Here is a 19,196-nt window from a genome sequence, read left to right as displayed (position 1 = left end):
AGGGGGCTCAAGAGCCCCCTTTGCGCCGGAAAGGGCGGTGGGCGGTCAGGCGGCGCCTTCGGGCACCTCGACGAACTCGTCGCTGCCCTCGGCCACGGCGCGCTGCACGTCGTTGACGGCGGCGTTCTTGCCTTCGAGGATGGCGTCGGCCATGCCGCGCACGTACAGCGTGACGGCCTTGGCGGAGTCATCGTTGCCGGGGATCACGTAGTCGATGCCCTCGGGGGAGTGGTTGGAGTCCACCACGCCGATGATCGGGATGCCCAGCTTCTGCGCCTCGGCGACGGCGATCTTGTGGTAGCCCACGTCGATCACGAACAGCGCGTCCGGCAGGGTGTTCATGTCCTGGATGCCGCCGATGTCCTTCTCGAGCTTGTCCAGCTCGCGCTGGAACATCAGCTGTTCCTTCTTGGACATGGACTCGAGGCCGGCTTCCTGCTGGGCCTTCATGTCCTTCAGGCGCTTGAGCGAGGTCTTGACGGTCTTGAAGTTGGTGAGCATGCCGCCCAGCCAGCGCTGGTCGACGAAGGGCATGCCGCAGCGCTGGGCCTCGGTGGCGACCAGTTCGCGCGCCTGGCGCTTGGTGCCCACCATCAGGATCGTGCCGCGGTTGGAGGCCAGCTGCTTGGCGAACTGGGTCGCCGCCTGGAACATCGGCAGCGACTTTTCCAGGTTGATGATGTGGATCTTGTTGCGATGGCCGAAGATATACGGGGCCATCTTGGGGTTCCAGAAGCGCGTCTGGTGGCCAAAGTGCACACCGGCTTCCAGCATCTGACGCATGGTCACGGACATGGGGAGAACTCCGAAGGTTGGGTCTAGAATCCCGCCAGCAATCGCGTTCAACAGGCCTGTGGCCCCTTGCACGCGACACCTCGATTGACAGGATCCGCGGATGCGTTCCGCCGTCCCGGTGCATGGCACCCAGGGCCCGGCAAAACCGGCGGATTGTAGCACGCAGCCTGTCTTCACCTGCCTCACCCACCCATGGCCCACCCTCCTGTGACTGCGGATCTCCATGCCCGGCGCGACGCCATCCGCGCCGGTTCGACCACGGCCGCGCGGCTGCTCGCCGAGGCCCGCGACGCCGCCCGCGACCCGGCCGCCCGCGGCACCTGGCTCGACGACCGCTTCGATGCCCTGCTCGCAGCACCCGCCCCGTCGCCGGCCCTGCCCCTCGCCGGCCTGCCGGTGTCCGTGAAGGACCTGTTTGACGAAGCCGGCTTCGTCACGCGCGCCGGCTCGGTGGCCCTGGACGATGCCGCGCCGGCCACGCAGGACGCACCCGCCGTCGCGCGCCTCAAGGCCGCCGGCGGCGTGGTCGCCGGGCGCACGAACATGACCGAGTTCGCGTTCTCCGGCGTCGGCGTGAACCCGCACCACGGCACGCCCGCGAACCCGGCCGATGCCAACGTGCCGCGCATCCCGGGTGGCTCATCCTCCGGTGCCGCCGTGTCCGTCGCCACCGGCGCGGCCGTGATCGGCCTGGGCTCCGACACCGGCGGCTCGATCCGGATCCCGGCGGCGCTGTGCGGCATCGTCGGCTTCAAGAACACGGCGCGGCTCACGCCGGCCGCGGGCGCCTTTCCGCTGTCGACCACGCTCGACACCGTCTGCGCCATGACGCGCAGCGTGCGCGACGCCATCCTCGCCCACGAGATCCTGGCGGCGCGCACCGTCACGCGCGCCACCGCCCCGCTGGCGGGCTACCGGCTGGCCGTCGTCACCACGGTGATGCTGGACGATCTCGAACCGGCCGTGGCGTCCGCCTTCGAGGCCGCCGTGCGTGCCCTGCGCGACGCCGGTGCGCAGGTGCGCGAGATCCCCCTGCCCGAGATCGCGGACCTGGGACGCATCCAGTCCACCGGCGGTTTCTCCGCCGCGGAGAGCTACGCGCTGCACCGCCCGCTGCTGGCGCGCGCCGGCGACCGCTACGACCCGCGCGTGCGCGCCCGCATCGAGCGCGGCGCGGGCATGAAGGCCTGGGAGTACATCGAGCTGCACGAGGCCCGCCGCGCGTGGATCGCCCACGTGCAGCGCGCCCTGGCGGGCTTCGACGCCGTGCTGTCGCCCACCGTGCCGCTGCAGGCCCCGGCCATCGCTGCAGTCGCCCCCGGCGCCGAGCGCGACGAGGCCTTCTTCCGCGTGAACGCGCTGCTGCTGCGCAACCCCAGCGTGGTGAACATGCTGGATGGCTGCGCGCTGTCCCTGCCCTGCCATCGTGCCGGCGAACTGCCGGTGGGCCTGATGCTGTGGCATGGCGCGCTGCGCGACGACACCCTGCTCAACATCGGCCTGCAGGCGGAAGCCGTGCTCGCCAAGAGGCCCGCCCACCCATGAAGATCGCCATCGTGGGCGCCGGCATCGTCGGCGTGACCACGGCCTACGAGCTGGCCGCCGACGGCCACGCGGTGACGGTGTACGAGCGCCTCGGCGCCGCCGCCCTGGACACCAGTTTCGCCAACGCCGGCGTCGTCGCGCCGGGCTATGTCACGCCCTGGGCCTCGCCCGGCATGCCGCTGAAGGTGCTGCGCTACCTGTTCAGCCGCCACGCCCCGGTGCGGGTGCGCTGGCCGCTCGCCGCGCACGAGATCGGCTGGATGCTGCGCTGGCGCACGGCCTGCGCGCTGCCCACCTACCTGGCCAACCGCGCCCGCCTGCAGCGGCTGGCCTTCTACAGCCGGCAGCGACTGCGCGGCCTGACCGAGCACCTGCAGCTGGACTACGACCGCAGCGACGGCTACATGGTGCTCCTGCGCGAGGAGCAGGACCGCCGCCTGGTGCAGCCCGGCCTGCAGGTGCTGCGCGACGCCGGCGTGCGCTTCGCCGAGATCGACGGCGCGCAGGCATGCCTGATCGAGCCGGCCCTGCACACCGAGACGCCCCTCGCGGGCGCCGTGCACCTGCCGGACGACGAGGTGGGCAACTGCCGGCAGTTCGCCCTGCTGCTGAAGGATGAGGCGCAGGGGCTGGGCGCCCGCTTCGAGTTCCGCTGCGGCATCGCCCCGCTGGACCCCGCGGCGCCGACCCGCCTGTCCGTCACGCGCGAGGGCGGCCGCCACGAGCAGGCAGACTTCGATGCGGTGGTGGTCTGCGCCGGCGTCGCCTCGGCCCACCTGCTGCGGCCCATCGGGCTGCGCGTGCCGCTGGCGGCGGTGCACGGCTACTCCGTCAGCGCGCCGGTGCGCGAGCCGCTGCATGCCCCACGCAGCGGCGTGATGGACGACCGCTACAAGGTGGCGATCTCTCGCCTCGGCCAGCGCGTGCGCGTGGCCGGCAGCGCCGAGATCGGCGGCCGGGCCGACCACCGCCCCGCGGCGGCCATGGCCACGCTGTACAAGGTGCTGCGCGACTGGTTCCCGGGCGCGGCGCAGCTCGCCAACACCGGCTCTGCCGTCCAGGAATGGAAGGGCGCGCGCCCGATGCTGCCCGACGGCCCGCCCGTGCTGGGCGCCACCGGCGCACCGGGCGTCTGGGTCAACATCGGCCACGGCTCCAGCGGCTGGGCCCTGTCGTGCGGCAGCGCCCGCGCGCTGGCCGATCTGGTCGCGGGCCGCCCGCCCGAGGTGGACCTGGAAGGCCTGGGCCCGGATCGGCTGAACGCGTGATCCTGGGACCTTCACCCCTGTCACGTTCACCCCTGTCGCTTTCTTGATCACACGCAGCCCGACAGGCGCCGGGCCACTGCCACAATGGCGCCCACCATGCTGCGCATCACGCCCGACCGGGCCTGGCCCCTGCACGACATCGCCGCCACGCGGCGCCTGGAAGAGGCGGCCGCCACCGGCCTGCCACCGCACACGCTGATGCAACGCGCGGGCCGGGCGGTGGCGCGGCTCGCGCTGGCGATCGCACCGCATGCGCGGGCCATCTGGGTGGCCTGCGGTCCCGGCAACAACGGCGGCGACGGCCTGGAAGCCGCGCTGCAACTGCATCAATGCGGGAAGCCCGTCACCGTCACCTGGCTGGGCGAGGCGGCGCGCCTGCCGGCCGATGCCCGCGCGTCACTGGAGCGCGCGCGTGCCGCCGGCGTGCCTTTCGCGCCGCGCCCGCCCGACCACTGGGATCTGGCCATCGACGCCCTCCTGGGCATCGGCAGCTTCCGCCCGCCCGAGGGCCTGATGATGGAGTGCCTGCAGCGGCTGCGTCGCCCGGCGGCTCCGGTGCTGGCGGTGGACGTGCCGACCGGCCTGGACGCCGACCGCGGCGCCTACCTGGCCGTGCGCGCCACTCACACGCTGAGCCTGCTCACCCTCAAGCCCGGCCTCTTCACGGCGCAGGGGCGTGACGCCTGCGGCGAGCTGTGGTTCGATGACCTCGGCGTCGATGCCGCGGCCGAGGCGCCGGTGGCGCGCCTTGTCGTGCCGCCGCCGCGCACCGTGCGGCCCCATGCCTCGCACAAGGGCAGCCATGGCGACGTGGCCATCATCGGCGGCGCCGCCGGCATGACCGGCGCGGCCCTGCTGGCGGGGCGCGCCGCGCTGCACCACGGTGCAGGCCGCGTGTACGTGGGCCTGCTCGATCGCGACGCGCCGGCCATCGATCCGGTGCAGCCCGACCTGATGCTGCGCGACCCTGCCAGCCTGGACCTGCAGGACCAGGCCGTGGCCTGCGGCTGCGGCGGCGGCGACGCGGCGGGCGCGTTGCTGCCCGCGGTGCTGGAGAAATCGCGCGCGCTGGTGCTGGATGCCGACGCGCTGAACGCGATCGCCGCCGACGCCGAACTGCAGGAACTGCTGGAGACGCGCGGCCGCGACGGCCGCCCGACCGTGATCACGCCCCACCCGCTGGAGGCCGCGCGCCTGCTGGGCACGAGCAGTGCCGCGGTGCAAGGCAACCGCCTGCAGGCAGCGAGCCAGCTCGCGTCGCGCTACGGTGTCGTGACCGTCCTCAAGGGCTCAGGCACCGTGATCGCGACGCCTGGGGACGTGTGGATCAATGCCACGGGCAACGCGCGCCTGGCCATCGCAGGCACCGGCGACGTGCTGGCCGGCCAGATCGCGGCGCGCCTCGCGGCCGGCGAAGAGGCCCTGCAGGCCGCCTGCGCGGCGGTCTACCTGCACGGGCTCGCGGCCGAACGCTGGCCCGCGGACGAGCCCCTGACCGCCGCCGCGCTGGCCACCCGCTGAACGGGCGGGCCCGCAACTGGGCGGCTCAGCCGCGGCCCACGAAGGGCATCTTGGTGGCCATCACCGTGTGGAACAGCACGTTGGCCTCCAGCGGCAGGCTGGCCATGTAGAGCACGGACTGGCCGACGATGGCGACATCCATCATCGGCTCCGCGCGGATCTCGCCGTTGGCCTGCGGCACGCCCTTGGCCATGCGCGCGGCGAGCTCGGTGACGGCGTTGCCGATGTCGATCTGCCCGACGGCGATGTCGTGCTTGCGGCCATCGAGCGCGGCGGTCCTGGTCAGGCCGGTCACGGCGTGCTTGGTCGCGGTGTAGGCGATCGAGCCCGGCCGCGGCGCGTGCGCCGAGATGGAGCCGTTGTTGATGATGCGCCCGCCCATCGGCGTCTGCGCCTTCATCACGCGGAAGGCCTGCTGCAGGCAGTAGAACATGCCGTTCAGGTTGGTGTCGACGGCGCGCTTCCAGTCCTCGATGGCGAGGTCCTCGATCGGCGCTGTCACCGAAACGCCAGCGTTGTTGAACAGCAGGTCCACGCGGCCGAAGGCGCGCACGGTGGCGGCGAACAAGGCCTCCACCGAGGCCGGGTCCGTCACATCCGTCGGCACGGCCAGTGCCTGGCCGGCGGGCGCCTGCGCAACGATCTCGTCCAGCGGCTCGCGCCGGCGGCCGGCCACCGCCACGCGCCAGCCCGCGCCCAGCAGCGCCAGCGCCGCCGCGCGGCCAATGCCGGTGCCGCCACCGGTGACAATCGCGACCTGCCCGGTCGCCTGCTTCCCATCCATGACTGCTCCTCGGATCCGGGTTGTCTTCAACGGCGCGGCTTGCGCCCCTTGGTCTTGGTCGCCGCCTTCTTGGCCGCCTCCTTGCGGGCGGCGGCCTTCGCCGCCACCAGCGGTGAGTGCGGCGTCTTCTGGGCGGCCTTCTTGGCGGCGCGGCGATCCGACACCTTGGACGGCTTGCCCTCGTCACGGCTGGCGCCCGTCTTCTCACGCACGGCACGGGCCACGGGGTCATCGCCCTCGCGCACGAGGCGGAAGTCGATCTTGCGGCCGTCCAGGTCGACGCGGCTCACCTGCACCCGCAACCGGGTGCCGATGGCGTAACGGATGCCGGTGCGCTCGCCCCGCAGCTCCTGCCGGGCCTCGTCGAACTTGAAGTACTCGCCACCCAGCTCCGTGATGTGGACGAGACCCTCCACGTACATCGCGTCCAGGGTGACGAAGATGCCGAAGCTGGTGGCCGCAGTGACCACGCCCGCGTATTCCTCGCCCAGGTGATCGCGCATGTACTTGCACTTGAGCCAGGCTTCCACGTCCCGGCTGGCCTCGTCGGCCCGGCGCTCGTTGGCGCTGCAGTGCAGGCCGGCGGCCTCCCAGGCCTGCACCTCGCGCGTGGGCGGGGCGGCGGTCTTGCGCGGCTTGTGCGTGGGCGCGGCCACGCGCGCGGCCAGCCGGCGTGCCAGCTTCTCGTGGGCCTCGCCCGGCGTGGGCAGGGCCGGCAGCTGGTAGCGCTCGCCCCCGAGGATGGCCTTGATCACCCGGTGCACCAGGAGATCAGGGTAGCGGCGGATCGGGCTGGTGAAGTGCGTGTAGGCCTCGAACGCCAGGCCGAAGTGGCCGCTGTTGATGGGCGTGTAGATCGCCTGCTGCATCGATCGCAGCAGCATGGTGTGGATCTGCTGCGCATCGGGGCGCTCCTTGGTCGCCTCGGCGATGCGCTGGAACTCGCCGGGCTTGGGGTCCTCGGTGATGGTGAGGCCCACGCCCATGGCCTTGAGGTACGCGCGCAGCAGCTCGCTCTTCTCCGGCGTGGGGCCCTCGTGCACCCGGAACAGGCCCGGGTGGCCGGCCTGCTGGATGAAGTCGGCCGAGCACACGTTGGCGGCCAGCATGGCCTCCTCGATGAGCCGGTGGGCGTCATTGCGCACGCGCGGCACGATCTGCTCGATGCGGCCGTTCTCGTCGCAGACGATCTGCGTCTCCGTGGTCTCGAAGTCGACCGCGCCGCGCGTGGCCCGCGCCTTCAGCAGCGCGCGGTACACATCGTGCAGGTGCAGCAGGTGGGGCAGCAGGTCCTTGCGGCGGGTGGCCTCGGGGCCGCGGGTGTTGGCCAGCACGGCCGCGACCTCGGTGTAGGTCAGGCGGGCGTGGCTCCACATCACCGCCGGGTAGAACTGGTAGGCATGCACCTCGCCGCTGGCCGTGACCAGCATGTCGCACACCATGCACAGCCGCTCCACCTCGGGGTTCAGCGAGCACAGGCCGTTGGACAGCTTCTCCGGCAGCATGGGAATGACGCGCCGCGGGAAGTAGACGCTGGTGGCGCGGTCGTACGCGTCCACGTCGATGGCGCTGCCGGTCTCCACGTAGTGGCTCACGTCGGCGATGGCCACCAGCAGGCGCCAGCCCTTGGCACGGCCCACCTTGGCCGGCTCGCAGTAGACGGCGTCGTCGAAGTCGCGCGCATCCTCGCCGTCGATGGTGACGAGGGGCACGTCGGTCAGGTCCACGCGATGCTTGCGGTCCTGTGCGCGCACCTTGTCCGGCAGCGAGCGCGCCTGGGCGATGCAGGCCTCGGAGAACTCGTGCGGCACGCCGTACTTGCGCACCGCGATCTCGATCTCCATGCCGGGATCGTCGATCTCGCCCAGCACCTCCTTCACGCGGCCCACCGGCTGGCCGTACAGGCTGGGCGGCTCGGTCAGTTCCACCACCACCACCTGGCCGGTCTTGGCCAGGCCGGTGGCACCCTTGGGAATGAGCACGTCCTGCCCGTAGCGCTTGTCCTCCGGCGCCACCAGCCACACGCCGCTTTCGTGCAGCAGGCGGCCAATGATCGGCTGCGCGGGGCGCTCGACGATCTCCACCACGCGGCCCTCGGCGCGGCCGCGGCGGTCGTGGCGGACGATGCGGGCCTTCACCCGGTCACGGTGCAGCACGGCCCGCATCTCGTTGGGCGGCAGGTAGATGTCGGGCTCGCCGTCGTCACGGACCAGGTAGCCGTGGCCGTCGCGATGTCCCTGGATGACGCCTTCGACTTCGTCGAGCAGGCCCCCCTGGTTGTGCGGTTCAATTTTTTTGATATACAATCTCGTTTTTCCTGAGGCGTCACCCAGTTGATGCTTAGAGGAATCAGCAAATCCTGAAAGCCCAGGTGGCGGAATTGGTAGACGCACTAGTTTCAGGTACTAGCGGGTAACTCCGTGGAGGTTCGAGTCCTCTCCTGGGCACCAAGTCTTGGTGAATGATGATAAGGCCGGTGATCGAAAGATCCCCGGCCTTTTTCTTGGGGGTCGGCCGCACCTTCAGACCGGCACCGCCACGAGGTCGTGGCCTTCGGCCGCCACCACCCGCGCGCGCGTGAACTCGCCCACGGCGAGGCGCTTGCTCAGTTTCTCGGGCGGCAGCAGGCGCACAGTCCCATCGATCTCCGGTGCGTCCGCATAGCTGCGGCCCACGCCGCCCTTGCGGCCCAGGGCCGGCGCGCTGTCCACCAGCACCTGCATGGTGGCACCGACGCGCCTGCGCAGTCGCTCGACCGACACCGCCTCGGCCACGGCCATGAAGCGCGCCCGGCGTTCCTCGCGCACTTCGGCCGGCAGCATGCCCGGCAGGTCATTGGCGGCAGCGCCCTCGACCGGGCTGTACGCGAAGCAGCCCGCCCGGTCGATCTGCGCCTCGCGGACGAAGTCCAGCAGGTGCTGGAATTCCTCCTCCGTCTCGCCGGGAAAGCCGGCGATGAAGGTGCTGCGGATCACGATCTCGGGGCACAGCTCGCGCCAGCGGGCGATGCGTTCGAGGTTGCGCTCGCCGCTGGCCGGCCGCTTCATGCGGCGCAGGACATCGGGGTGGCTGTGCTGGAACGGCACGTCGAGGTAGGGCAGCACCCTGCCCTGTGCCATGAGGGGAATCACTTCATCCACATGTGGGTACGGATACACGTAGTGCAAGCGCACCCAGGCACCGAAAGGCTCGGCCAGGTCGCCCAGCGCCTGCACCAGATCCAGCATGCGGGTCTTCACCGGACGGCCGTCCCAGAAGCCGGTGCGGTACTTCACGTCCACGCCGTAGGCCGAGGTGTCCTGGCTCACCACCAGCAGCTCCTTCACGCCGCCCTCGAACAGGGCGCGCGCCTCCTTCAGCACGTCGCCCACCGGGCGGCTCACCAGATCGCCGCGCATCGAGGGGATGATGCAGAAGGTGCAGCGGTGGTTGCAGCCCTCGCTGATCTTCAGATACGCGTAGTGCTTCGGCGTGAGCTTGATGCCGGCCGCGGGCACGAGATCGGTGAAGGGGTCGTGCGGCTTGGGCAGGTGCGCATGCACCGCGTCCATCACCTCCTGCGTGGCGTGCGGGCCGGTCACAGCGAGCACGGCGGGGTGGATCTCCCGCACCATGTTGCCGCCGCCTTCGCCCGCGCGCGCGCCCAGGCAGCCGGTGACGATGACCTTGCCGTTGGCGGCCAGCGCGTCGCCGATCGTGTCCAGGCTTTCCTTCACCGCGTCGTCGATGAAGCCGCAGGTGTTGACGATCACCAGGTCGGCGCCCTCGTAGGTCTTGGCGGTCTGGTAGCCCTCGGCGCTAAGCTGGGTGAGGATCAGCTCGGAATCGGTCAGTGCCTTGGGGCAGCCCAGGCTGACGAAGCCGACACGCGGCGTCTTCCCGGCTGGGGAGGTGTCATTCATCACGTGATTGTCTCCGACGGCGCCGGATCGCGCCGCGCGGGCCGGCTGGCGGCGGCGTTCAGCGCTTGGGCAGCGAGAAGGCCTGCAGCATCTGCTCGGTCTGCTTCTGCATCTGTTCCTGCATCTTGTCGAACAGGGTCTTGGACTGCTCGACGTAGCTGCCCATCACGCCCTGCATCAGCGGGTTCTGCATGTTCATGAACTGCGCCCACATCTCGGGCGTGAGGGTGCGCGACTGCTCGGCCATCTTGGCCTGCATGTCGGTGAAGGCCTGAACGTTCTTCTCGAGGTAGGCCCCCATGAAGCCCTGCATGGCATGCCCGTAGAAGCGGATGAGGTTGGCGAGCGCCGCCTCGCTGAACATCGGCGCGCCGCCCGCTTCCTCTTCCAGGATGATCTGCAGCAGGATGCTGCGGGTCAGGTCCTCGCCGCTCTTGGCGTCGCGCACCACGAAGGGCTCGCCTTCCATCACGAGCTGCTTCACTTCGGCCAGCGTGATGTAGGTGGAGGTGTCGGTGTCGTAGAGCCGGCGGTTCGGATACTTCTTGATCACGCGCTGCGCCGGTCGCGCCGCACCGCTGGCTTTCTTGCTGGTCACTGAAGGGGGCTCCTCGGGCGCGGCCTCGGCAGGCGGCGCTATTGCATTGCAGCAGATTCTAGGGAGCGCCCCCCCGTGCTGCCCGGGGTAATACCCTTATGAAGTCGGGACGGTTCCGCCCCACGTGCCCCGAGCCGCGCACCGCGCGCTCCGGGCCGCACGGAGCAACGCGCAGAGCGGCCCCGTCATGGAAAAGGCCGGATTCACTTCGGCCTTTTCCATCTGATCAGTCACTTGCAAATCGCGCAAGCGATTTGCAAGTGAACGCATTTGGTAGGCGCGATTGGACTCGAACCAACGACCCCCACCATGTCAAGGTGGTGCTCTAACCAGCTGAGCTACGCGCCTGTCGTTGAGCCTGTGATTCTAGCAGACGATCCGGCGGTCCTGCCGCGCAAGCCCTTCAGCGCCGTCTAGCGGAGCGCACGCCGGGCACCTCGCGCACCTGCACCAGCACCTTGGCGAGGCGCTGCGAGTCGGCGATCTCCACCGTGAACGTCATCCACGCCGTGCCCTTGACCGACTGCGTCTGCACGCCCACCACGTTCATCTTCTCCTTGGCGAACACCTCGGAGATGTCGCGCAGCAGGCCCTGGCGGTCCGCCGCCTCCACCGCCACGTCTACCGGGTAAAGGGCCGCCTCGCCGCTGCGCGGGCGGCCCCACTCGACCTCGATCACGCGCTCGGGCGAGCGGGCGACCATCTCGCGGAAGCTCGGGCAATCCACGCGGTGGATGCTCACGCCCTTGCCACGCGTGACGAAGCCGCTGATGCCATCCGGCGGCGCCGGCTTGCAGCAGCGCGCGAGCTGGGTCATCAGCGAATCCACCCCCACCACCAGCACCCCGCCCTTGGGCGCGGCCGGCGCCGCCCGCAGCTTGCGCGTGACGAGGAACTCGTCCTGCGGCACCGGCGGCTCGGGCGGCTTGAGCAGCGTCTCGATGTTGCGCAGCGAGTATTCGTCCTTGCCGACCACGTCGAACAGGTCGTCGGCCGACTTGAAGCCGAGCTGCGAGGCCAGGTCCTCCAGCTTGAAGGCCGTACGGCCCTCGCGCTGCAGCAGGCGCTCCACCGCCTCGCGGCCGCGCGCCACGGTCTCGTGGCGCTGCTGCTCGTTGAACCAGGCCCGCACCTTGGCGCGTGCGCGGTGACTCGCCAGGTAGCCAAGCTCCGCGTTCAGCCAGTCGCGCGAGGGTCCGCCCTCCTTGGCCGCCACGATCTCCACCGTCTGCCCGTTGGCCAGCGGCGTGTTCAGCGGCACCATGGCGCCGTCGACCCGTGCGCCGCGGCATCGGTGGCCCAGGCTGGTATGCAGGCTGTAGGCGAAGTCCACCGGCGTGGCACCGCGCGGCAGCTCGATGATGGAGGCCTGCGGCGTGAGCACGTAGATGCGGTCGTCGAACAGTCCCGCGGAAGCGCCAGCGAGGTCACGCTCCCAGGCCAGCAGCTGCCGCAGCACCGCGATCTTGGTGTCGTACTCGCTGCTGGCCGACACGCCGCCATAGCCCTTGGCACCCGCCTCCTTGTAGGCCCAGTGCGCCGCCACGCCGTGCTCGGCGTGGTCGTGCATGGCCTGCGTGCGGATCTGGATCTCGATGGCCCGGCCCGCCGCGTCGCGCACCACGGTGTGCAGCGACTGGTAGCCGTTAGGCTTGGGCCGCGCGATGTAGTCGTCGAACTCCTCCACGATGGGCGAGAACTGCGCATGCACCCAGGCCAGCGCCGCGTAGCAGTCTTTCACCTCGGGCACGATCACGCGCAGCGCCCGCACGTCGAACACCTGGTCGAAGTCGAGGGACTTGCCGCGCATCTTGCGCACGATGCTGTAGATGTGCTTGGGCCGGCCATGCACCTGGGCCGCGATGCCCTGGCCGCGCAGTTCCTGCTCGAGCCGCTCGCGCAGCTGCTCGACGTACGCCTCGCGCTCCACCCGCTTCTCGTCCAGCCAGCGGGCCACGGCGCGGTAGGTCTCCGGCTCCAGGAAGCGGAAGGCCAGGTCCTCCATTTCCCACTTGAGCTGCCAGATGCCCAGCCGGTTGGCCAGGGGGGCAAAGACCTGCAGCGACTCGCGAGCGATGGGCGCCGGCAGCGGCTGCCGGCAGGCGGCGTAGTGGCGCATCGTCTGCAGCCGGGACGCCAGCCGCAGCAGCACCACCCGCAGGTCACGCGAGAACGCCAGCAGCATCTTGCGCACGTTCTCGGTCTGGGTGCGGGCCAGGTCGGCCGGCTGCTCGGCGCCGCGCGCCTGCTGCTGCACGCGCACCAGCTTGTTGGTCTCGATCGCCAGCTCGGCGTAGCTGTCGCCGAAGGCCTTGGCGATCACCTCCTGCGGCCGGTTCAGGTGCGGGCACGCGTAGACCAGGTAGCTCGCGGCCTGCATGGCCTCGGAGCCACCGAGCGTCTTGAGGATCGCGGCCACGGCGTCGGCGTGGGCAAGCGTGTTCTCGCCCGTGTCCAGCGTCTCGCCGGCGATCAGCGGCTCGGCGAAGGCGCGCGCGCGGGCCAGCGCGTCCACCTGGCGCGGCAGCGACTGCTCGGCCGCGGCGACGAGGCCGGGGACCGCGGAGGCCTCAGCCCGCTCCGCCGCGTGACTCTTCATCGGCTGCCAGCAGGAAGGCGGCGACCGCCTCCACCTGCCCTTCGGCCACGAGCGTGGGGGCGTGGCCCACGCCCTCGAACTCCACCAGCCGCGCCTTCGGGCCGCGCTGCGTCATCTCGCGCGCCGTGTCGGGCGACAACAGGTCGGACTGGGCGCCGCGCAGCAGCAGCGTGCGCGCGCGGATCGCGTCATAGGCCTGCCAGAGCGCGGCCTGCCCGGCGGCCGCGGCCTCCTGCGTGATGGCGCGGAACGGCACCGCGATGGCCGGGTCGTAATGCAGCATGAACCCGCCTTCCGGATGCGGCTTCACCATCGGCTCGGACAAGGCCATCCATTGGTCCGGCGTGTGCGGCCCGAAGCCCTGCGAGACCGCCCACATGGCGTCGGCGGCCTGTTGCACCGACTCAAAGCGCCCCGCGTGCCCCAGGTAGGTGCCGATGCGCTGGAGGGCCTGCCACTGGATGACCGGGCCGACATCATTGAGCACCAGCCGGCGCACCGGGGCCGGCAACGGCAGGCCGGGCGTGCCCGCGATCCCCATGCCGATGAGGCCGCCCATGCTGGTGCCCACCCAGTCCAGCGTGCGCACCGGCGCGGCCGCGTGCAGCTGGCCCAGCATCTGCAGCATGTCGCCCACGTAGGTGGGGATGGCGTAGCCCATGGGATCCTTCAACCAGTCGCTGCGGCCGCGGCCCACCACGTCCGGGCAGGCCACGCGCAGCGCGCCGCCGCTTTGCGCCACCAGCGCCTGGGCCAGCACGTCGAAGTCGCGGCCCTGCCGAGACAGGCCATGCGCGCACACCATCAGGTGCGGCGCGTTCGCGTCGCCCCACTGCCACCAGGCCATGCGGTGGCCGCCAGCGGCGTCCGGGCAGGATACGTAGTTCAGCGTAGGTGCGGTCATGGATGCGGGTTCGGGCCGATACTTTCAGACTCGGCACCGATCCTAATTCATCCCGGAGAAACAAGACCATGTTGAAAGGCAAGACCGCCCTCGTGACCGGCTCCACCAGCGGCATCGGCCTGGGCATCGCCAAGGCCCTGGCCCGCCAGGGCGCGAACATCGTGCTGAACGGCTTCGGGGATGCCGAGGGGCCCAAGGCCGAGGTGGCGGCGCTCGGCGTGCAGGTGGCCTACCACGGGGCGGACATGAGCAAGCCCGCCGAGATCGAGGCCATGATGCAGTTCGCCGCCGCCCAGTGGGGCAGCCTGGACATCCTGGTCAACAACGCCGGCATCCAGCACGTGGCCGCCATCGAGGACTTCCCGGCCGAGCGCTGGGACGCGATCATTGCCATCAACCTCACCAGCGCGTTCCACACCACGCGGCACGCGCTGCCGGGCATGAAGAAGGCCAACTGGGGCCGCATCATCAACGTGGCCTCGGTGCACGGCCTCGTCGCCTCGGCCCAGAAGTCGGCCTACGTGGCGGCCAAGCACGGCATCGTGGGCCTGACCAAGGTGACTGCGCTGGAGACGGCCACCACCGGCATCACCTGCAACGCCATCTGCCCGGGCTGGGTGCTCACGCCGCTGGTGCAGAAGCAGGTGGATGCCAAGGCGGCCGCCCTGAACGTCTCCAACGAGGAAGCCAAGAAGGTGCTGCTGGCCGAGAAGGAGCCCTCGCTGCAGTTCACCACGCCCGAGGAGCTGGGCGAGCTGGCGGTGTTCTTCTGCTCCCCTGCCGGCGCCAACGTGCGCGGCGTGGCCTGGAACATGGACGGCGGCTGGGCCGCGCAGTGACGCGCCCTGCGGCGGCCTTCAGCGCAGCTGCACCGACCCCGAGACGGTGACCGTCACCGTGCTGCGGCCGGCTTCCACCGGCACCGCGGCATCCGCCGTGGCGGCCTTGGCCTCCATGGCCATCGCCATGGCCCGGGGTCTCGGCGCGAAGCCGGGCTCATCCGCGGTGACCGACACCTCGCGCAGCGTGTAGCCGTTGAACCCGAAGCCGCGCGCCAGCTCGGCGGCGCGGGCCTTGAAGCGCTCGATCGCCTGGGCCTGCGCCTCGGCCTCCACACGGGTGCGCTGCTCACGCGACAGCGCGAAGCCCACGCCGGCGAGCGTCAAGCCCTGCAGCCGCGCGGCCGTCTGGCTGATGCGCGGGAAGTCGCGGCCCTCCAGCACCAGCTCGGCCCGGCCCGCCCAGCCGTTGATGCGACCATCGCGCCCGTAGCGCGGATAGACGTTGAAGGCGCCGGTGCGCACGTCGAGCTGGCCGGGCTGCGCGGCCCGCTTCGCCTCGGCCAGGGCGGCCTCCAGCACGGTGCGCAGCTGCGCCTGCACCGCGCCCGCGTCGGCACCGTCACGGGTCGCCGCCAGCGTGAGTGCCAGCAGGTCCTGCTGCACCTCCACGCTACCGGTGGCCTGCAGCTGCAGCACGTTCTCGGGCGCAGGCTGCACCTGGGCTTGAAGGGCCGCCGGCAGCGCGAGCGCACTGGCGAGCAGCATCGAAAGAAGGGGGTTGCGCATGGCGCTATCGTCGCATGAGCCCTGCCGCACCCGCTCCGCGCGCGAGGGGGCAACAGTTGTAACACAGTGAAAAGCGCAGGAAAAATGCCGGGCGGCGACCTCGCCAGCCCTTCAGAATCGGCTCTGTTACAAATCGGATTCCCGCACTCATGACCCAAGCCGCCGCCCGCACCGACAAGATTCTCGTGGTCGATGACGACGCGCGCATCCGCGACCTGCTGCGCCGCTACCTCACGCAGGAGGGCTTCGAAGTCATCCTCGCCGAGGACGGCAAGGCCCTGAACCGCCTGATGCTGCGGGAGACCGCCGACCTGATCGTGCTCGACCTGATGATGCCCGGCGAGGACGGCCTGTCCATCTGCCGCCGCCTGCGCGCCGCCAACGACCGCACGCCCATCATCATGCTCACCGCCAAGGGCGAGGACGTGGACCGCATCGTCGGCCTGGAGGTCGGCGCCGACGACTACCTGGGCAAGCCCTTCAACCCGCGCGAGCTGCTGGCCCGCGTGCACGCGGTGCTGCGGCGCCGCCCCGCGCAGGAGGCGCCGGGCGCGCCCTCGGCGGAGAACGAGGTGGTGAGCTTCGGCCCCTTCGCGTTCGATCTCGGCGCACGCACGTTGCGCAAGAACGGCGACGAGCTGCCGCTGACCACCGGCGAATTCGCCATGCTCAAGGCGCTGGTGCGCCACCCGCGGCAGCCCCTGTCACGCGAGAAGCTGGCCCAGCTGGCGCGCGGCCGTGAGTTCGAGCCCTTCGACCGCAGCCTCGACGTGCAGGTGTCGCGCCTGCGCAAGCTGATCGAGGCCGACCCGGCCTCGCCGCGCTACATCCAGACGGTCTGGGGCGTGGGCTACGTGTTCGTGCCGGATGGTGCGGGCTGACGCGGTGGCCGCCGCAGGAGCCTGATCGATGCGCGCCGTCCTCCCCGGCACCCCCAGCGGCCCGGTGCCTCTGGAAACCGCCCCCGCACCACTGGAGATGCGGCCACGCCTGGGCCTGTCGCTCTTCTGGCGCACCTTCTTCCTGCTGTCGCTGCTGCTGGTGGGCTCCATCGTCGCCTGGCTGCAGACCTTCCGCGCGCTGGAGTTCGAGCCGCGCGCCGTGCAGACGGCGCAGCAGATCGCCTCGCTGGTGAACCTCAGCCGCGCGGCCCTGGTGCACGCGGACCCGATCTCGCGCGTGTCCCTCATCAAGACCCTGGCCGACCAGGAGGGCGTGCGCATCGTCCCGCGCGAGCCCACCGACCGCTTCGCGCCGATCGCCGCCAGCGCCATCGACCAGGCCGTGATCGACGAGCTGATGCACCGCCTGGGCAAGGGCACCGTCATGGCCAGCAGCGTCAATGGCGAGGAAGGCCTGTGGATCGGCTTCCAGATCGAGCAGGACGCCTACTGGCTGCTGATGGACCGCGCGCGCTTCAGCCAGGTGGGCGGGCGCACGTGGATGGTGTGGCTGCTCACGGCTGCGGCGCTGTCGCTGGCCGGCGCGGCGGTGATCGCGCGGCTGATCAACCGGCCGCTCAAGCAGCTTTCCTTCGCCGCCAGCCGCGTGCGCGATGGCGACTTCGACGCCAGCCGGCTCGACGAGAAGGCGGTGACGGCCGAGATCCGCGAGGTGAACATCGGCTTCAACCGCATGGCGCAGCAGCTGTCGAAGATCGAGCAGGACCGCGCGGTCATGCTGGCCGGCATCTCGCATGACCTGCGCACGCCGCTGGCGCGGCTGCGGCTGGAAACCGAGATGAGCGTCGTCGACGAGGACGCGCGCCAGCACATGGCCTCCGACATCGACCAGCTCGACGCCATCATCGACAAGTTCCTCGACTACGCCCGGCCCGACCACGCCGAGCTGCGGCCGGTGGTGCTGGCCGATGTCGTGCAGGCCTGCGTGTATGCGCTGCGTGACCAGCCCGACATCCGCATCAACGTGGACGTGGGCCGCGACATGATCGTGCTGGCCGACGAGGTGGAGCTGGGCCGCGTCGTCTCCAACCTGCTGGAGAACGCACGCCGCTACGGCAAGACGCCCGAGACCGGCATCGCCGTGATCGACGTGGCGGCGCGGGCCCGCAATGAATGGGTGCTGCTGAAGGTGCGGGACCATGGCATGGGCGTGGCACCCGAGACGCTGCCCAACCTGGTGAAGCCCTTCTTCCGCGGTGACGCCGCGCGCACCGCCGCCACCGGCGCCGGCCTGGGCCTGGCCATCGTCGACAAGACGGTGCAGCGCATGGGCGGCATCTTCGCGCTGGCCAACACCGCCTCCGGCGGGCTCGCCGCGCACATCAAGCTGCAGCGGCCGCGGCAGATGCCCACCGTGGCGGGCACGAACAGCGCGAGCCATACGTCGCGCGATGAGGCCGCGCGGGCAGAGCCGGCCTAGCCAGGCGTCGCCACCGCCTGCAGCAGCACCACCGCACGCGCCTCGATGCTCTGCCCCATGCCCACGGGGCCGAGCTTCTCGGCCGTCTTGGCCTTCACGTTGACCGCGCCGGCAGGCACCTGGAGCACCTCCGCGATGCGCGCGCGCATGGCCTCGATGTGCGGCGCGAGACGCGGCGCCTGCGCGATCACGGTGCTGTCGAGGTTCACGAGCTGCCAGCCGGCCTCGCGCACGCGCCGCGCCGCCTCGGCCAGCAGCACCGCGGAGTCGGCGCCACGAAAGCGTTCATCGGTATCGGGAAAGTGCCGGCCGATGTCGCCCAGCCCCGCGCCACCCAGCAGCGCATCGGTGATGGCATGCAGCAGCGCATCCGCATCCGAATGCCCCAGCAGGCCCTGGTGATGCGGAATCTCCACCCCGCCCAGCACCAGCCGCCGGCCCGGCACCAGCGCATGCGTGTCCCAGCCTTCGCCGATGCGCAGGTTCATCGTGCGCGACCCCGCAGCACCGCCTCGGCCATCACGAAGTCTTCCGGGTAGGTCACCTTGAAGTTCAGCGCGCCGGCCGGCACCAGCCGCGGCCGCAGGCCCATGTACTCGATGGCGCTGGACTCATCGGTCACGCGGTCGCCCGCGGCCTCCAGCGCCTGCCGCAGCATGCCCAGGCGGAACATCTGCGGCGTCTGCGCCAGCCACTTGTCGTCGCGCGGCACGGTCTGCGCCACACGGCCCTCATCCTCCACCTTCAGCGTGTCCGCAAGCGGGTGCGCCAGCAGACCACCCACCTCATCGTCCGCGCAGGCATCGATGAGCCGGTTGATCAGCTCCGGCGTGATCAGGCAGCGGGCCGCGTCGTGCACTAGCACCCAGTCGGCATCCACTGCACCCGCGCGCCGCAGCTCGCGCAGGCCGTTGCCCACGCTGGCCGCGCGCGTGGCGCCGCCGCAGGCCACCACCAGGGCAGAGGTGGTCGGGTTGCGCTCGAAGAAGCCATCGCCGGGCGCCACCACCACCAGCGTGCGCGCGATGCGCGGCACGGCGGCGAAGGCCGAGAGCGTGTGCCAGATCAGGGGCTGGCCGGCGATGCGCTCGTACTGTTTAGGGCCGGCCGTGCCGGCCCGGCTGCCATTGCCGGCGCAGGGAATCAGGGCGAAGTGGCGCGCCTTCGCGGGCGACTGGGAGGGTCCTGTCATGGGCGTGCGGATGATTCTAGATCGCCCCGTCGCCCGACGTGCCATCGAGGACACGCCTACAATCCCGCTCACACCCCTCCCCTTCGTGGCGCGGGGTGTTTTGCATTTGCCGGCCGGCCCGCAAGGCGGCCTTCGCTG

Annotated in this window: 16 protein-coding genes and 2 tRNA genes; 7 read left to right on the top strand and 11 right to left on the bottom strand. The window is 70.9% G+C overall.

Features of this window, described 5'->3' with window-relative positions; all coding sequences use genetic code 11:
- Positions 1–45: 45 nt before the first annotated feature.
- A complete protein-coding gene (gene rpsB, locus ACE3T5_RS08860) occupies positions 46–795 on the bottom strand; it encodes a 30S ribosomal protein S2 (protein ID WP_374666626.1) in 750 nt (249 codons plus the stop codon).
- A 192-nt stretch (positions 796–987) separates the two neighbouring features.
- Between rpsB and ACE3T5_RS08855 the strand changes: the two genes are divergently transcribed.
- From ACE3T5_RS08855 to ACE3T5_RS08845, 3 genes are all read left to right on the top strand, one after another.
- Positions 988–2,340, top strand: coding sequence for an amidase (locus ACE3T5_RS08855; protein ID WP_374666624.1), 1,353 nt, complete (start codon positions 988–990; stop codon positions 2,338–2,340).
- Positions 2,337–3,608: a D-amino acid dehydrogenase gene (locus tag ACE3T5_RS08850; protein WP_374666621.1), complete on the top strand. Its 1,272-nt coding sequence runs from the start codon at positions 2,337–2,339 to the stop codon at positions 3,606–3,608. Before ACE3T5_RS08855 ends, ACE3T5_RS08850 begins: the two co-directional genes overlap by 4 nt.
- Before the next feature lie 96 nt (positions 3,609–3,704).
- Entirely contained in the window at positions 3,705–5,129 is a 1,425-nt protein-coding gene (locus tag ACE3T5_RS08845) for an NAD(P)H-hydrate dehydratase (RefSeq protein ID WP_374666619.1), read from the top strand.
- Positions 5,130–5,154: 25 nt separating this feature from the next.
- Here ACE3T5_RS08845 and ACE3T5_RS08840 read toward each other — a convergent pair whose 3' ends face one another.
- Both ACE3T5_RS08840 and rnr read right to left on the bottom strand, forming a co-directional pair.
- Positions 5,155–5,913 carry an SDR family oxidoreductase gene (locus ACE3T5_RS08840; RefSeq protein ID WP_374666617.1) on the bottom strand — a complete coding sequence of 253 codons (759 nt, stop codon included), beginning with the start codon at positions 5,911–5,913 and terminating at the stop codon, positions 5,155–5,157.
- Positions 5,914–5,939: 26 nt separating this feature from the next.
- On the bottom strand, positions 5,940–8,219 hold the full coding sequence (rnr, locus tag ACE3T5_RS08835; protein ID WP_374666615.1) for a ribonuclease R: 2,280 nt from the start codon (positions 8,217–8,219) through the stop codon (positions 5,940–5,942).
- A 59-nt stretch (positions 8,220–8,278) separates the two neighbouring features.
- On the opposite strand from rnr, the gene ACE3T5_RS08830 reads away from it, so the two are divergent.
- Positions 8,279–8,363 (top strand) — tRNA-Leu (locus ACE3T5_RS08830).
- Positions 8,364–8,435: 72 nt separating this feature from the next.
- Here the strand turns inward: ACE3T5_RS08830 and rimO are convergent.
- The 5 genes from rimO to ACE3T5_RS08805 form a co-directional block, all read right to left on the bottom strand.
- On the bottom strand, positions 8,436–9,815 hold the full coding sequence (rimO, locus tag ACE3T5_RS08825; RefSeq protein ID WP_374666613.1) for a 30S ribosomal protein S12 methylthiotransferase RimO: 1,380 nt from the start codon (positions 9,813–9,815) through the stop codon (positions 8,436–8,438).
- Between the two features lie 58 nt (positions 9,816–9,873).
- Positions 9,874–10,413, bottom strand: coding sequence for a polyhydroxyalkanoate synthesis repressor PhaR (gene phaR, locus ACE3T5_RS08820; RefSeq protein WP_374666611.1), 540 nt, complete (start codon positions 10,411–10,413; stop codon positions 9,874–9,876).
- Positions 10,414–10,684: 271 nt separating this feature from the next.
- Positions 10,685–10,761: transfer RNA gene (locus tag ACE3T5_RS08815), tRNA-Val, on the bottom strand.
- 55 nt (positions 10,762–10,816) lie between these two features.
- A complete protein-coding gene (locus ACE3T5_RS08810; protein WP_374666609.1) occupies positions 10,817–13,012 on the bottom strand; it encodes a bifunctional (p)ppGpp synthetase/guanosine-3',5'-bis(diphosphate) 3'-pyrophosphohydrolase in 2,196 nt (731 codons plus the stop codon).
- Positions 12,984–13,916 (bottom strand): alpha/beta fold hydrolase, encoded by a 933-nt coding sequence (locus ACE3T5_RS08805; protein ID WP_374666607.1) that lies wholly within the window; start codon positions 13,914–13,916, stop codon positions 12,984–12,986. Before ACE3T5_RS08805 ends, ACE3T5_RS08810 begins: the two co-directional genes overlap by 29 nt.
- A gap of 68 nt (positions 13,917–13,984) precedes the next feature.
- Here ACE3T5_RS08805 and ACE3T5_RS08800 point away from each other — a divergent pair, with 68 nt between their 5' ends.
- A complete protein-coding gene (locus ACE3T5_RS08800; protein WP_374666605.1) occupies positions 13,985–14,755 on the top strand; it encodes a 3-hydroxybutyrate dehydrogenase in 771 nt (256 codons plus the stop codon).
- An 18-nt stretch (positions 14,756–14,773) separates the two neighbouring features.
- On the opposite strand, the gene ACE3T5_RS08795 is transcribed toward ACE3T5_RS08800, so the two are convergent.
- Positions 14,774–15,484, bottom strand: a complete 711-nt coding sequence (locus tag ACE3T5_RS08795; RefSeq protein ID WP_374666603.1) for an SIMPL domain-containing protein — start codon at positions 15,482–15,484, stop codon at positions 14,774–14,776.
- A 149-nt stretch (positions 15,485–15,633) separates the two neighbouring features.
- Here ACE3T5_RS08795 and ompR point away from each other — a divergent pair, with 149 nt between their 5' ends.
- Positions 15,634–16,365: a two-component system response regulator OmpR gene (gene ompR, locus ACE3T5_RS08790; protein ID WP_374666601.1), complete on the top strand. Its 732-nt coding sequence runs from the start codon at positions 15,634–15,636 to the stop codon at positions 16,363–16,365.
- Between the two features lie 28 nt (positions 16,366–16,393).
- Entirely contained in the window at positions 16,394–17,866 is a 1,473-nt protein-coding gene (locus ACE3T5_RS08785; RefSeq protein ID WP_374666599.1) for an ATP-binding protein, read from the top strand.
- On the opposite strand, the gene ispF is transcribed toward ACE3T5_RS08785, so the two are convergent.
- Positions 17,863–18,354 (bottom strand): 2-C-methyl-D-erythritol 2,4-cyclodiphosphate synthase, encoded by a 492-nt coding sequence (ispF, locus tag ACE3T5_RS08780; RefSeq protein WP_374666597.1) that lies wholly within the window; start codon positions 18,352–18,354, stop codon positions 17,863–17,865. The genes ACE3T5_RS08785 and ispF overlap by 4 nt on opposite strands.
- The gene (ispD, locus tag ACE3T5_RS08775; protein ID WP_374666595.1) at positions 18,351–19,058 is read right to left on the bottom strand and encodes a 2-C-methyl-D-erythritol 4-phosphate cytidylyltransferase; all 708 of its coding nucleotides are present in this window, start codon (positions 19,056–19,058) and stop codon (positions 18,351–18,353) included. The genes ispF and ispD overlap by 4 nt, the downstream gene beginning before the upstream one ends.
- Positions 19,059–19,196 lie beyond the last annotated feature (138 nt).

Origin of the sequence: Ramlibacter sp., from assembly GCF_041916345.1 — a bacterium.
Taxonomy (GTDB): Bacteria; Pseudomonadota; Gammaproteobacteria; order Burkholderiales; family Burkholderiaceae_C; genus Ramlibacter.
Note: the sequence above shows the minus strand (reverse complement) of the source record. Positions and strands in the feature narration are given on the sequence as shown.